Below are 13,405 nucleotides of genomic sequence, written 5' to 3' on the forward strand. Positions count from 1 at the left end.
GGGGGTAACCTAAAAAGAGCATAAAAATGTATTTTTAGTCAGTGTTGCCTATCGATTCACATTTACCGACAGCTAGCGTCGACCAACGGTTCGGGATTATATACCCAAAGACATTGGAGATGCAGGTAGGCAGCAAGCGAACAAATCCCGATGAGCTTACATAAGTAAGTGATTCGGGTGAGTGTGCGTAGCTAACACCCCTGCAACTTCAAGGATGCAGGGTATACCCAATAAAGGACTCTGCATGTTTCTTGCGATAACACTATTAATCATTGGCTTGGTGCTATTAGTGTACGGTGCTGACCGATTAGTTTATGGTGCAGCGGTGTTAGCACGTTCTTTCGGTATCCCGCCACTCATTATCGGGATAACCATTGTCGGCATTGGCACCTCGCTGCCGGAACTGATTGTGTCCGTCACTGCGGCGCTGAATAACCAAACGGATATGGCCGTTGGCAATGTGCTGGGTTCTAATATTACCAATCTTTTGCTGATTGTGGGTGGTGCCGCCCTGATACGCCCACTGACAGTGCGCTCAGAAATTTTACGTCGCGAGTTACCCTTGATGTTAGTCGTGACGGTATTGTGTGGTTTCTTGCTAGCAGATAACCATCTTAGCCGTGGCGATGGCGTTATTTTGCTTTTGGCCGCCGCCGCGTTTATTGTCCTGATGCTAAAAATTGCCCGTCTGGCCCATTCGCAAGGAAATGATATTTTCACTCGTGAACAATTAGCTGAGTTGCCGCAAGACAGCAGTAATACCGTTGCATTATTGTGGCTGGTGCTGGCCTTCATTATTTTGCCGCTGTCAGCCCAAATGATTATCGACAATGCCACTGTTATCGCCAGAGTCGCAGGAGTCAGCGAACTGGTCATCGGGCTGACTGTTATTGCCATTGGTACCAGTTTACCTGAATTAGCGACGTTCATCGCGGGTGCATTGAAAGGTGAAGATGATATGGCGGTTGGTAATATCATCGGCTCAAATATTTTTAATATCGTTATTGTATTAGGCGTACCCGCATTACTGTCCCCTGGTGATATCAACCCCGAAGCGTTCCAGCGAGATTATTGGGTCATGCTCGGTGTCAGTGTGATATTCACTGTACTTTGTCTGGGGCGTAAACATCGAATCGGCCATATGGCGGGCGCTCTGTTATTATGTGGGTTTATTGCCTACCTGGCGGTGCTACTTTTTGCTCCCTTTAGTGCCGCATAACATAAACAATGCCGCATACAGGAACCCAGTATGTCTTCTTCTGATTTACAGCCGAGTATGGATTTACAGCCAAGGGTAGATTTCCAACAGGCGGGTAAACAAGTTCTACAAATTGAGCGCGAAGGGCTGGCACAGCTTGATCAATATATTAACGATGATTTTACCCAAGCTTGCGAGGCAATATTTAACTGCCACGGCAAAGTTGTCGTTATGGGGATGGGTAAATCTGGCCATATCGGCTGCAAAATTGCCGCGACTTTCGCCAGCACCGGCACTCCGTCATTCTTTGTTCATCCCGGCGAGGCCAGTCATGGCGACTTGGGGATGATCACGCCGCAAGATATTGTATTAGCCATCTCCAACTCGGGTGAGTCCAACGAGATTCTGGCTTTGATTCCCGTACTTAAGCGCCAGAAAATTCAGCTTATTTGCATGAGCAACAACCCTGAAAGCACTATGGGTAAAGCCGCTGATATTCACTTGTGTATTAAAGTGCCGCAAGAGGCCTGCCCGCTGGGATTAGCACCGACCACCAGCACCACGGCGACATTAGTGATGGGTGATGCGCTCGCCGTAGCCTTGCTACAGGCACGGGGCTTTACGCAAGAAGACTTTGCGCTCTCCCATCCGGGTGGCGCACTGGGGCGCAAGTTGTTATTACGAATCAGCGATATCATGCATACCGGAGCCGACATTCCTCACGTCAGCCCTGATGCCTCATTACGCGACGCATTACTGGAAATTACTCGGAAAAATCTGGGTTTAACCGTAATCTGTGACGACTTAATGATGATTAAAGGTATCTTTACGGACGGTGATTTGCGCCGGGTATTTGATATGGGTATTGATTTGAATAATGCGAAAATCGCCGATGTGATGACCAGCGGTGGCATTCGAGTTCGTCCCACCATGTTGGCGGTGGATGCACTCAACCTAATGGAGTCGCGTCATATTACTGCGGTGTTAGTCGCCGATGGTGACCAATTGCTGGGTGTGGTGCATATGCACGACATGCTGAGAGCCGGTGTTGTTTAATAAAAGGTAAATTATGGATAGCACTGTATATCTGGACACATGCTATGGCCCGGTGGCTAGCAGCGTTATGGAACGTGCAGCCAACATTCGCTTATTGATCTGTGATGTTGATGGCGTCATGTCAGATGGCCTGATTTACATGGGCAATCAGGGTGAAGAGCTGAAAGCTTTCAATGTGCGGGATGGCTATGGTATTCGCTGCCTGATAACCTCCGGTATCGAAGTGGCTATTATTACTGGCCGTAATGCCAAATTGCTAGAAGACCGTGCCAACACTTTAGGTATTACCCACCTTTATCAAGGGCAATCTGATAAGCTGGTCGCCTATAACGAGTTATTAGTCGCCTTAAAATGTCTGCCTGAGCAAGTTGCTTATATTGGCGATGACCTGATTGATTGGCCGGTGATGGCACAAGTCGGTTTATCTGTCGCGGTGGCGGATGCCCATCCATTGCTCATTCCCAAGGCGCATTATGTTACACGCATCAATGGCGGCCGCGGTGCAGTACGCGAGTTATGTGATTTGATATTATTGGCCCAAGGTAAACTCGAAGGTGCCAAAGGATTGTCGATATGAGTAAAACAAGACTATGGATAACCTTATCCTTAGCACTGATTGCTTTAGCCCTGATTGGCTGGAATATTTCCGGTTTTAATCAACAAGATACACAAGCTACAATTGATGATAATGAACCCTCATCACAAAGCCAGCATACGGTGACAGTGGTTTTTAATCCGGTCGGGCAACTGAATTATAAATTGGTGGCAGAAGAGGTTCAGAACTTCAGCGCACAACAGCTGACCTGGTTTACCAGGCCGGTGATGACGATGTTTGATGAGAATGCTGTCGCCACCTGGACAGTACGAGCAGATCGCGCCAAGCTGACCGATGATAAAATGCTTTATTTGTACGGTCATGTTGAGGTTGATAGCCTAACCCCTGACGCACAGCTACAAAAAATTAAAACTGATAACGCCCAGGTTAATTTGATCACTCAGGATGTATCCTCCGATGATGAAGTTACCCTCTTTGGTGTTGGATTTACATCTAACGGCATGAAAATGCGTGGCAATTTGCGGGATAAAACCGCCGAGCTGATTGAAAAGGTTAAAACCTCTTATGAAATCCAAAAATAAAATTCTTCATTTTTTGCTTGCCAGCTCACTTTTGGCCGCAAGCCTGCCCGCGTTAGCTTTAACTGGCGATACTGATCAGCCCGTGCTGGTCGACTCGGTCAAACAAGCATTGGATATGGGTGCCAATACCGTCACCTTTACCGACAATGTGGTTATCAAGCAAGGCACCATTGAGATTAAGGCTGATAAAGTCGTGGTGACCCGCCCTGGCGGCGATCAGAGCAAAATGGTCATCGAAGGTTTTGGTAATCCAGTGACTTTCTATCAGATGCAAGATAGCGGCAAACCGGTTAAAGGCCACGGCCAGAAACTGCGTTACGAAGTCGCTAATGATTTTGTCGTCTTGACCGGTAATGCCTATCTGGAGCAGCTTGATAGTAATATCAAAGGTGATCGCATCACGTATCTGGTGAAAAAACAGCAGATGGAAGCCTTCAGTGATAAAGGCAAACGTGTTACCACCGTGCTATTACCGTCTCAATTACAAGATAAAGGGCCAGCAGCTTCAGGCCAAAAGAAGAGTAACTAATCATTTATGGCAACATTAATCGCAGAAAAACTGGCTAAGGCGTATAAAGGCCGTAAAGTAGTCGAAGACGTTAGCCTGAAAGTGAAATCCGGTGAAATTGTCGGTTTGCTTGGGCCGAACGGTGCGGGCAAGACCACCACTTTTTATATGGTTGTCGGCATTGTCCAGCGTGATGCTGGGCGCATTGTGATTGATGACGAAGATATCAGCCTCTTGCCATTGCATGAACGCGCCCTGCGCGGGATTGGCTATTTGCCGCAAGAAGCCTCTATCTTCCGCCGTCTGAGTGTCTTTAACAATTTGATGGCGGTGCTGGAAATCCGGAAAGACCTCTCATCTGAGCAACGTCAGGAGCGGGCTGATGAGTTAATGGAAGAGTTCCATATTACTCATTTACGTGACAGTCTGGGTCAATCGCTTTCCGGCGGTGAACGCCGCCGTGTCGAAATCGCCCGTGCGCTGGCTGCCAATCCCAAATTTATTCTGCTGGATGAGCCGTTTGCCGGGGTTGACCCGATTTCTGTTATTGATATCAAAAAGATAATTGAGCATCTGCGCGACAGTGGCCTCGGTGTACTGATTACCGACCATAATGTGCGTGAGACGCTAGACGTTTGTGAGCGGGCTTATATTGTAAGCCAAGGGCATTTAATCGCTCACGGCACACCACAGGAAATTTTGGCTGACGAACAAGTTAAACGTGTGTATCTGGGTGAGGAGTTCCGCCTTTAATCTTCTCATCACGGCACACTATTAATGATTTTGTTAGCCATCAGGAAAATTGATACCGCATTATGAAGCAAGGTTTGCAACTCAAGTTCAGCCAACAACTGGCAATGACTCCGCAGCTACAGCAGGCTATTCGCCTGTTGCAGCTTTCTACGCTAGAACTCCAGCAGGAGATTCAGTTAGCGCTGGAGAGCAACCCCCTGCTTGAGCAAACTGATCTTCATGAAGAGATAGAGGCAAAAGAAACAATAGACAGTGAATCGCTTGATACCCGCGAAGCACTGGAACAGAAAGATATGCCGGAAGAGTTGCCACTGGATGCTACCTGGGATGAGATTTACACCGCAGGCACGCCGTCGGGTATGGGCAATGATTACAGCGACGATGAACTGCCGGTCTATCAGGGCGAAACCACTCAAACGCTGCAAGACTATTTGATGTGGCAAGTAGACTTGACCCCGTTCTCAGAAACTGATGCCGCCATTGCAACATCGATCGTTGATGCGGTTGATGAAACCGGTTATCTCACTGTGCCACTGGAAGACATTCTGGAAAGCATGGGGGATGAAAACGTCGCATTGGACGAAGTTGAAGCTGTGCTCAAGCGGATACAACACTTTGATCCTATTGGTGTAGCCGCGCGTAACCTGCGCGAGTGCCTATTGGTACAGCTATCGCAATATGACAAAGACACCCCCTATCTCGCTGAAGCACGCCTGGTCATTAGCGAATATCTGGATTTGCTAGGCAACCATGATTTCCGTACGATGATTCGTTTAAGTCGGCTAAAAGAAGATACACTTAAAGAGGCCATTGCCCTGATTCAGTCACTGGATCCGCGCCCAGGTCAGTCTATCAATACCGGGGAATCTGAGTATGTGATTCCAGATGTTCTGGTACGTAAAGACAAAGGGCACTGGACGGTCGAGCTTAATGCCGATAGCATTCCACGCCTGAAAATCAACCAGCAGTACGCAGCGATGGGCAGCAATACCCGTAATGACAGTGACGGGCAGTTCATTCGTAGCAATTTGCAAGAAGCAAAATGGTTGATAAAAAGCCTTGAGAGCCGTAATGAAACGCTATTGAAAGTGGCGCGTTGCATTGTAGAGCAGCAGGTGGCGTTTTTTGAAAATGGGCCTGAATTTATGAAACCCATGGTGCTGGCAGACATTGCCCAAGCCGTGGATATGCATGAGTCGACAATTTCCCGTGTGACCACGCAGAAGTTCCTGCACAGTCCTCGAGGCATTTTCGAACTGAAATATTTCTTCTCCAGTCACGTCAATACAGATAGCGGAGGCGAAGCTTCTTCTACTGCGATTCGTGCACTGGTGAAAAAATTGGTTGCGGCAGAAAATCCTGCCAAACCACTTAGTGACAGTAAACTGACCACACTATTATGTGAACAAGGCATTATGGTGGCTCGGCGAACCGTCGCGAAGTATCGAGAGTCGTTATCCATCCCGCCGTCAAACCAGCGTAAACAGTTGGTTTGACCTGAACTGAGAAGGAAGACACTATGCAACTCAATATTACCGGACATCATGTCGAAATAACCGACGCATTACGCGAGTTTGTTACCACTAAATTTGCCAAACTTGAGCAATATTTTGATCGCATTAACCAAGTGTATGTGGTTTTAAGTGTCGAAAAAGTAAAACAAATTGCAGAAGCCACGGTACATGTGAATGGAGGCGAGTTGCACGCAAGTTCAGAGCAGGAAGATATGTACGCCGCAATTGATATTTTGGTTGATAAACTGGCCCGCCAGTTAAACAAACACAAAGATAAATTGAAACAACATTAGGAACCCTTGTTGCTGTTATATAGCCTGGATAGTTCGAGTTACGTACATGCAGCTTGAAGTATGATGGATACACACAGCAAAGGTTCTACACTCGCTACCTAACCTGATGCCAGCAGAGAAGAATATTCCGCTGGCATCAGGCGTAAAACAGCGCTTAAGTGAAAGATGAAATGATCAACGATCCAGCATTGCAATTAAGCTCGGTATTAAATATCGAGTGCACCAAAAGCTCCGTACATTGCTCAAGTAAAAAACGGGCTTTGGAAATTATCAGCGAGTTAGCTGCCAAACAGCTTAACCTGCCGTCACAGGTCGTCTTCGATGCTGTGTTAACCCGCGAACGCATGGGCAGTACAGGCATTGGTAGTGGTATCGCGATACCTCATGGCAAGCTGGAGGAAGATACACTGCGTGCTGTAGGTGTATTTATCCGCTTGGAACAACCGATTGCTTTCGATGCTATTGATAACCAACCGGTTGATCTATTATTTGCCTTGTTGGTTCCAGCAGATCAATGTAAAACTCACTTACACACTTTGTCTTTAGTGGCCAAGCGATTAGCTGATAAAACAGTGTGCCGCCGTTTACGAGCAGCGCAAAGTGATGACGAGCTTTATCAAATCATCACTGAATTACCGCCAGAAACAGAATAATTAGGCAGTAACGTCGTTTTATCCGTTATGCCCGGCTCCTTAGCCGGATTACAGGGTTCTACAAGGGGAGTCACTCACATGGTGCTGATGATTGTCAGCGGCCGTTCCGGTTCAGGGAAGTCTGTTGCTTTGCGCGCATTGGAAGATATGGGCTTTTATTGCGTCGATAACTTACCCGTGGTTCTGTTGCCGCAATTGGCAAGTACACTTGCCGATAGGAATATCTCCGCTGCAGTGAGCATAGACGTACGCAATATGCCTGAGTCTCCTGAGGTATTTGAGCATGCCATGACCCAACTGCCAGACAGCTTTTCACCGCAGTTGCTATTTTTAGATGCTGACCGCAATACGCTGATTCGTCGCTATAGTGATACCCGTCGTCTGCATCCGCTGTCGACCAAAAACCTGTCATTAGAAAGCGCTATCGATGAAGAGAGCGACCTGCTGGAGCCTTTGCGCTCGCGGGCTGACTTGATTATTGATACCTCTGAAATGTCAGTACATGAATTAGCTGAAATGCTCCGCACCCGCCTATTGGGTAAACGTGAGCGCGAGTTAACCATGGTGTTTGAATCCTTCGGCTTTAAACACGGCATTCCTATTGATGCAGATTATGTCTTCGACGTACGCTTCCTGCCTAACCCGCACTGGGACCCTAAATTACGCCCGATGACAGGTCTGGATAAGCCGGTGATCTCCTTCCTTGATCGCCATACTGAAGTGCATAACTTTATTTATCAGACCCGCAGTTATCTGGAACTGTGGTTGCCGATGCTGGAAACCAATAACCGCAGTTATCTGACGGTCGCTATTGGGTGTACCGGCGGTAAGCACCGCTCAGTCTATGTTGCTGAACAATTGGCCGATTATTTCCGCGCCCGCGGTAAGAATGTCCAATCACGTCATCGTACTCTGGAAAAACGTAAATAAATGACTGTCAAACAAACCGTTGAGATCAAAAACAAGTTGGGAATGCACGCCAGACCCGCAATGAAATTGTTCGAGCTGGTTCAGAGTTTTGATGCAGAAGTGATGTTACGTAATGACAGTGGTACCGAGGCTGAAGCCAGCAGTGTGATTGCACTGCTGATGCTTGATTCTGCCAAAGGCCGCCAGATTGAGGTTGAAGCTACCGGGCCTGATGAGATTCAGGCTCTGGCGGCGGTGATTGAACTGTTTAATTCGGGATTTGATGAGGATTAAGTTTTTATTTTTGCGGTTCAGTCGGTAGTTGATTCGATGATAGGTTCGGTTGTTAGAACTTCATTGCCAGCATGCGATCAGATTTCGGTTGATGCCTGATTAGATGATCCGCTTCGGTTGTTAGAATTTCATTGCCCACTTAGCCTCCGATGCACCAACCGCCAAAGGGGGCCGCGGCCCCCTTGTGGAATCCCGCGCTTTCGCACGTATCGCTTGCCCACTGCGTGGGTTCCCTCCTTCATCATTCCGCTGGCGGGACGGCTTTATTCGCGTCCCTGCTCATGACGCCTAAATCCGCCGTCCATGGCGGATTTCCCTGGCTACATTCTTCACTCGGCTGCTCAAATGTGCTTTTAATTTCAAGGTCAAAACAATGGTTTTGATTTTCTCTTTTGACCTTGAGCGCAATTAGGAATATTACCGACAAAGACGATGGCCCGAGTGAGCCGCCATGGATAATGAAATGGACGCTCCAACTTTTACGGCATCAGAGTGCCTAAATGTGAGTGTTAAAACTCAGAAGAAGGAGCGTCCACATGAAAGTATCTACTCTTGGTATCGACTTGGCAAAAAATGTTTTCCAGCTTCATGGTGTCGGCTGCAACGGTCAAACTGTTCTTAAGAAGAAACTCACCCGCGATAAATTCCTTCCTTTTCTCATGCAACTTGAACCTTGCTTGATTGGCATGGAGGCCTGTGCTTCCAGTCATCATTTTGCGCGTGTTTTACGGCAGTATGGGCATGAGGTTAAACTCATTCCCCCTCAGTATGTGAAACCTTATGTCAAAACGAATAAGACAGATGCCGCTGATGCAGAAGCCATTTGTGAAGCTGTTGCACGGCCTAATATGCGTTTTGTTCAGATTAAAACGGCAGAGCAACAAGCTATTCTGGTGCTGCATACCGAGCGAAATATCCTTATCCGCGAACGCACTGCTTGTGCTAATAGTATGCGGGCCATTTTGGCTGAATTTGGCATTATCATGCCTCGCACATTAAGTCAGCTGTATAAGAAAGTCCCTGAAATACTGGAAGAATATGATAACGAGTTATCACCTTTTGTCCGTTGTAGTGTCGCACGTCAACTTGAACACCTTCAGGGTGTGGAAGATCAAATCACGTTGATCGAACAAGAACTTAGCAGTTGGGCAAAAACACAACCCGCCTGCCAGCGGGTCTTGAAAGTCCCTGGTGTGGGATTGATGACGGCGACCTACCTTGTGGCGTCAGTGGGGAATGGGCAACAATTTCATTCAGCGAAACAGTTTGCCGCCTGGTTGGGATTGGTGCCGAGAGAATTCTCCAGTGGCGGTAAGCAGAGATTGGGCCGAATCAGCAAAAGAGGTGACCGCTATTTCCGTTATCTTCTGGTCCATGGTGCGCGGGCAGTTGCAGCTGTTATTGAGAGACACAAAGACAATATGCCGTGGCTTTACAGGCTGTTGAGTAAAAAGGCCTATAACGTAGCCGTTGTGGCACAGGCCAATAAAACGGCACGTATTTTGTGGTCGATGCTGGTTCATCATACGGAATATCGAACCTTATCCGTGGTTTGAGATAATCTCAAACACGGATAAGGCTCAAGAACAAAAGTGAATACGTTTCAGGTAATTGCAAGTGTAATTATTGAGATGGCAAAACAGGTAAGACCGCAAGTGAGAAACTCCGTGAGCCGCCGGGGCATTTGGCCCGTAAGGATGATAGGAACTCACTTGGCGGATTTCATCATGGTTCGGGCGCAATCGCGCCCATAAAGAAACCGGATATATGGCTGCAATACCTGAGCGCTATTTTCAAGAAAAAACACTTGGTTTATTGGGAGCGTCCATATACGGCGGCGAAAAGCGCGCTGGAGCAGGAAGCGACTCGCGCTGGCTCGATAAGGCCAACGGCTGCCGGAGGGGACTGCGAATAGCAGTAATATTTCGCGCAAGCCGCAGGTGCAGGAGGGCCGGCCTGCCCTCCTGCTCGGTTGAGGCCACAGAGGTAAGGTAATAACTGAACGACTATCAACCGAAAGATGACCCGCAGCGTCAACAACCAAACCAGTCACTGAACAAATCACATCTAAACAAACATTACCCAACTTAAGGTATTTGAAATCAAAATGTACTGGGTAATCGTTTGCTAATCATAAAAAATGCGGCTTTCCCCTCTTGCAGAGAAATCCCACGCGAGTATAATTCGCCACAATTTGCCAGGAGAAATGATGAAAAGCCGCTTGAATTTTGCTAAACATCGTCGTTTTGTTGAAAATGACCCTATCTATGGTCGACAAAATAGACTGCTAGCAGGCAGCCAATTGCCATTCTTTCTCCCGTTGCTAAACCGATCCTGAAAGGCCCCTCATTGAGGGGCTTTTTTTTGTCTGCCGATCGGAGCCAGATTAAGCATTATCACCAATTAAAAATATATACCCTAAATAATTCGAGTTGCAGGAAGGCGGCAACTGAGCAAATTCCCAGAAGCTTACACAAGTAAGTGACCGGGGTGAGCGAAAGCAGCCAACGCACATGCAGCTTGAAGTATGACGGGTCATAGAGGAGAGCGAAAATGATCAACCCGTTGTATCACAAGCATATCATCTCAATTAACGACTTATGTCGCGAGGAACTGGAACTGGTACTGCGCACCGCCGCCAGTTTGAAAAGCCATCCGCAACCCGAGCTGTTAAAACACAAAGTGATCGCCAGTTGCTTTTTCGAAGCCTCAACCCGCACCCGATTGTCGTTTGAAACCTCGATTCATCGCCTTGGGGCATCCGTTGTCGGTTTTTCTGATAGCAGCAACACCTCGCTGGGTAAGAAAGGTGAGACACTGGCTGATACCATGTCAGTCATCAGTACCTATGTCGATGCCATTGTCATGCGCCATCCACAAGAAGGGGCGGCACGTCTTGCCACCCAGTTCTCAGGCAATGTGCCGGTGGTCAATGCCGGTGATGGTGCCAACCAACATCCAACCCAAACACTGCTCGATTTATTCACTATTCAGGAAACCCAGGGCCGACTGGATAACATCAATATCGCTATGGTCGGTGATCTAAAATATGGCCGCACCGTGCATTCACTGACGCAAGCGCTGGCAAAATTTAACGGCAATCGCTTCTTCTTTATCGCCCCAGATGCATTAGCAATGCCAGCTTATATTCTTGAAATGCTGGCAGAAAAAGGCATCGAATACAGTCTGCACGAAAGTATTGAAGAAGTGGTGCCAGAGCTGGATATTCTCTATATGACCCGCGTGCAAAAAGAACGCCTTGACCCATCAGAATATGCCAACGTCAAAGCACAGTTTGTCCTGCGCGCGGCTGATTTAAATGGCGCACAAGATAATCTCAAAGTGCTACACCCACTGCCGCGTATCGATGAAATCACGACTGATGTTGATAAAACTCCTTACGCTTACTATTTCCAACAAGCAGGTAACGGGATTTTTGCACGTCAGGCGCTGCTGGCATTGGTATTAAACGCAGAATTGGCTCTTTAAGGGGATTGAATATGACTCAGGATTACAAACTACAGGTTGAAGCGATTAAATGCGGCACCGTGATTGACCATATTCCGGCGCAAATCGGGTTCAAATTATTGTCGCTGTTCAAACTGACCGCGACTGACCAGCGTATTACCATTGGCTTGAATTTGCCCTCTAAGCGCTCCGGTCGTAAGGATTTGATTAAAATAGAAAATACCTTTTTAACTGAGCAACAAGCTAACCAATTAGCCATGTATGCGCCAGATGCCACTGTCAACCGCATTGATAATTACGAAGTGGTGAAGAAGCTCACACTCAGCCTACCAGAGCATATCGACGGCGTTCTTACCTGCCCGAATAGCAACTGCATCAGCCACAATGAGCCGGTCGATTCCAGCTTCAAAGTGAAGGCCAAACAAGGTGAGATCCACCTTAAATGCAAATATTGCGAGAAAGAGTTCGACCATCAGGTCGTGCTGCAAGCGGATTAAGAGTTACAAGCAGATTAAGTGTCGCAAGCAGGTTGACACCTAAGGCCCAACCCCAAAGTAATTGGAGTTGCAAGCGCTGGCCCGCAGGGTGAGCCTCTGATGAGGCTCATCATCCGATGAGCTTACACCAGTCAGTAATTCGGGTGATAAATCTGTCGGGAACAGATTTGAACGCTGCTTGCAGCGGCCTCGAAGAGGTGAGGCCCAGGGATGGGCTGAATAGTGCGCGCAGCTAACAACCCTGCGACTTCAAGTACAAAGAGTTTTACAATAGTGGCAATATTCGCCGTTGCGGAGCATCGCAAACTTGATTTGCTTCGGTTGCTGTAATTAAACCTGCCTTTATAATACAGAAATAATTAAACCCAATAGATTTCATGGTGCAGGAAGGCGGCAAACGAGGAGTTCCGATGAGCTTACTCTAGTAAGTGATTCGGGTGACTGAGTGTAGCCAACACACCTGCAACGTGAAAGATGATGGGTTCCTTTCCGCATTACGTAAACCAGGAGTCTACATGTCCCGCACTATCAGCACTGAGCTCGCCCCTGCCGCCATTGGCCCTTATGTTCAGGGTGTCGATCTGGGCAGCATGATCATCACTTCCGGCCAGATCCCGGTTGATCCGAAAACCGGCCTGGTGGCTGATGATATTTCAGCTCAGGCACGCCAATCACTGGAAAATGTGAAAGCTATCGTTGAAGCAGCTGGCCTGAAAGTTGCCGATATCGTGAAAACCACGGTATTCGTGAAAGATCTAAACGATTTCAGTACCGTTAACGCCACTTACGAAGCTTTCTTCACTGAACACAATGCGCCATTCCCTGCGCGCTCTTGTGTGGAAGTTGCCCGTTTGCCAAAAGATGTAAAAATCGAAATCGAAGCTATCGCAGTACGTCGTTAATGCTGATGTGATTGCGTCTACGGCTGGTGTTTACCGGCCGTTTTTTATTATCCCACCCCTATTTTCTCTCTGACTTTATCAATGCGCTATTGCAGACCATCATCTGTAAGACGGAGCAACATCCTGCTCAGTCATAAAGCATCTTGCCCAATCATTGCACCCAAATAGTGCTGAAATCGCGCTAACTTCCCTTATTTTGCCAGTTTACCAGCTGGCACAGTTT

Annotated in this window: 15 protein-coding genes; all 15 read left to right on the top strand. The window is 47.6% G+C overall.

Annotation, left to right across the window (positions count from 1 at the left end; genetic code table 11):
* Positions 1-244 precede the first annotated feature (244 nt).
* The 15 genes from FGL26_RS13170 to ridA all read left to right on the top strand — a co-directional run bounded on the left by FGL26_RS13170 (position 245) and on the right by ridA (position 13,182).
* Positions 245-1,219, top strand: a complete 975-nt coding sequence (locus FGL26_RS13170; protein WP_005174248.1) for a calcium/sodium antiporter — start codon at positions 245-247, stop codon at positions 1,217-1,219.
* A 30-nt stretch (positions 1,220-1,249) separates the two neighbouring features.
* Complete coding sequence (kdsD, locus tag FGL26_RS13175) at positions 1,250-2,254, top strand: arabinose-5-phosphate isomerase KdsD (RefSeq protein WP_005174250.1); 1,005 nt, start codon at positions 1,250-1,252, stop codon at positions 2,252-2,254.
* Between the two features lie 13 nt (positions 2,255-2,267).
* Positions 2,268-2,831, top strand: a complete 564-nt coding sequence (gene kdsC, locus FGL26_RS13180; RefSeq protein WP_005174251.1) for a 3-deoxy-manno-octulosonate-8-phosphatase KdsC — start codon at positions 2,268-2,270, stop codon at positions 2,829-2,831.
* Complete coding sequence (gene lptC, locus FGL26_RS13185; protein WP_005174254.1) at positions 2,828-3,391, top strand: LPS export ABC transporter periplasmic protein LptC; 564 nt, start codon at positions 2,828-2,830, stop codon at positions 3,389-3,391. The genes kdsC and lptC overlap by 4 nt, the downstream gene beginning before the upstream one ends.
* Entirely contained in the window at positions 3,375-3,920 is a 546-nt protein-coding gene (gene lptA, locus FGL26_RS13190) for a lipopolysaccharide ABC transporter substrate-binding protein LptA (protein ID WP_005162470.1), read from the top strand. The genes lptC and lptA overlap by 17 nt, the downstream gene beginning before the upstream one ends.
* 6 nt (positions 3,921-3,926) lie before the next feature.
* On the top strand, positions 3,927-4,652 hold the full coding sequence (gene lptB, locus FGL26_RS13195) for an LPS export ABC transporter ATP-binding protein (RefSeq protein ID WP_004392029.1): 726 nt from the start codon (positions 3,927-3,929) through the stop codon (positions 4,650-4,652).
* 62 nt (positions 4,653-4,714) lie between these two features.
* On the top strand, positions 4,715-6,148 hold the full coding sequence (gene rpoN / locus FGL26_RS13200; protein ID WP_005174257.1) for an RNA polymerase factor sigma-54: 1,434 nt from the start codon (positions 4,715-4,717) through the stop codon (positions 6,146-6,148).
* Positions 6,149-6,171: 23 nt separating this feature from the next.
* Entirely contained in the window at positions 6,172-6,459 is a 288-nt protein-coding gene (gene hpf / locus FGL26_RS13205) for a ribosome hibernation promoting factor (protein WP_005162480.1), read from the top strand.
* A 170-nt stretch (positions 6,460-6,629) separates the two neighbouring features.
* A complete protein-coding gene (gene ptsN, locus FGL26_RS13210; RefSeq protein ID WP_005162484.1) occupies positions 6,630-7,112 on the top strand; it encodes a PTS IIA-like nitrogen regulatory protein PtsN in 483 nt (160 codons plus the stop codon).
* A 78-nt stretch (positions 7,113-7,190) separates the two neighbouring features.
* Positions 7,191-8,042, top strand: coding sequence for an RNase adapter RapZ (gene rapZ, locus FGL26_RS13215; RefSeq protein ID WP_005162486.1), 852 nt, complete (start codon positions 7,191-7,193; stop codon positions 8,040-8,042).
* Complete coding sequence (gene npr / locus FGL26_RS13220) at positions 8,043-8,315, top strand: PTS phosphocarrier protein NPr (RefSeq protein ID WP_005162489.1); 273 nt, start codon at positions 8,043-8,045, stop codon at positions 8,313-8,315.
* A gap of 536 nt (positions 8,316-8,851) precedes the next feature.
* Positions 8,852-9,871, top strand: a complete 1,020-nt coding sequence (locus FGL26_RS13235; protein WP_050316646.1) for an IS110-like element ISYen1 family transposase — start codon at positions 8,852-8,854, stop codon at positions 9,869-9,871.
* A gap of 997 nt (positions 9,872-10,868) precedes the next feature.
* Complete coding sequence (gene pyrB / locus FGL26_RS13245; protein ID WP_138060245.1) at positions 10,869-11,804, top strand: aspartate carbamoyltransferase; 936 nt, start codon at positions 10,869-10,871, stop codon at positions 11,802-11,804.
* Positions 11,805-11,815: 11 nt separating this feature from the next.
* On the top strand, positions 11,816-12,280 hold the full coding sequence (gene pyrI, locus FGL26_RS13250; RefSeq protein ID WP_004392342.1) for an aspartate carbamoyltransferase regulatory subunit: 465 nt from the start codon (positions 11,816-11,818) through the stop codon (positions 12,278-12,280).
* Positions 12,281-12,795: 515 nt separating this feature from the next.
* Positions 12,796-13,182, top strand: coding sequence for a 2-iminobutanoate/2-iminopropanoate deaminase (ridA, locus tag FGL26_RS13260; protein WP_005162498.1), 387 nt, complete (start codon positions 12,796-12,798; stop codon positions 13,180-13,182).
* Positions 13,183-13,405: the final 223 nt, after the last annotated feature.

Source organism: Yersinia enterocolitica subsp. enterocolitica (genome assembly GCF_901472495.1).
GTDB classification, from domain to species: Bacteria; Pseudomonadota; Gammaproteobacteria; order Enterobacterales; family Enterobacteriaceae; genus Yersinia; species Yersinia enterocolitica.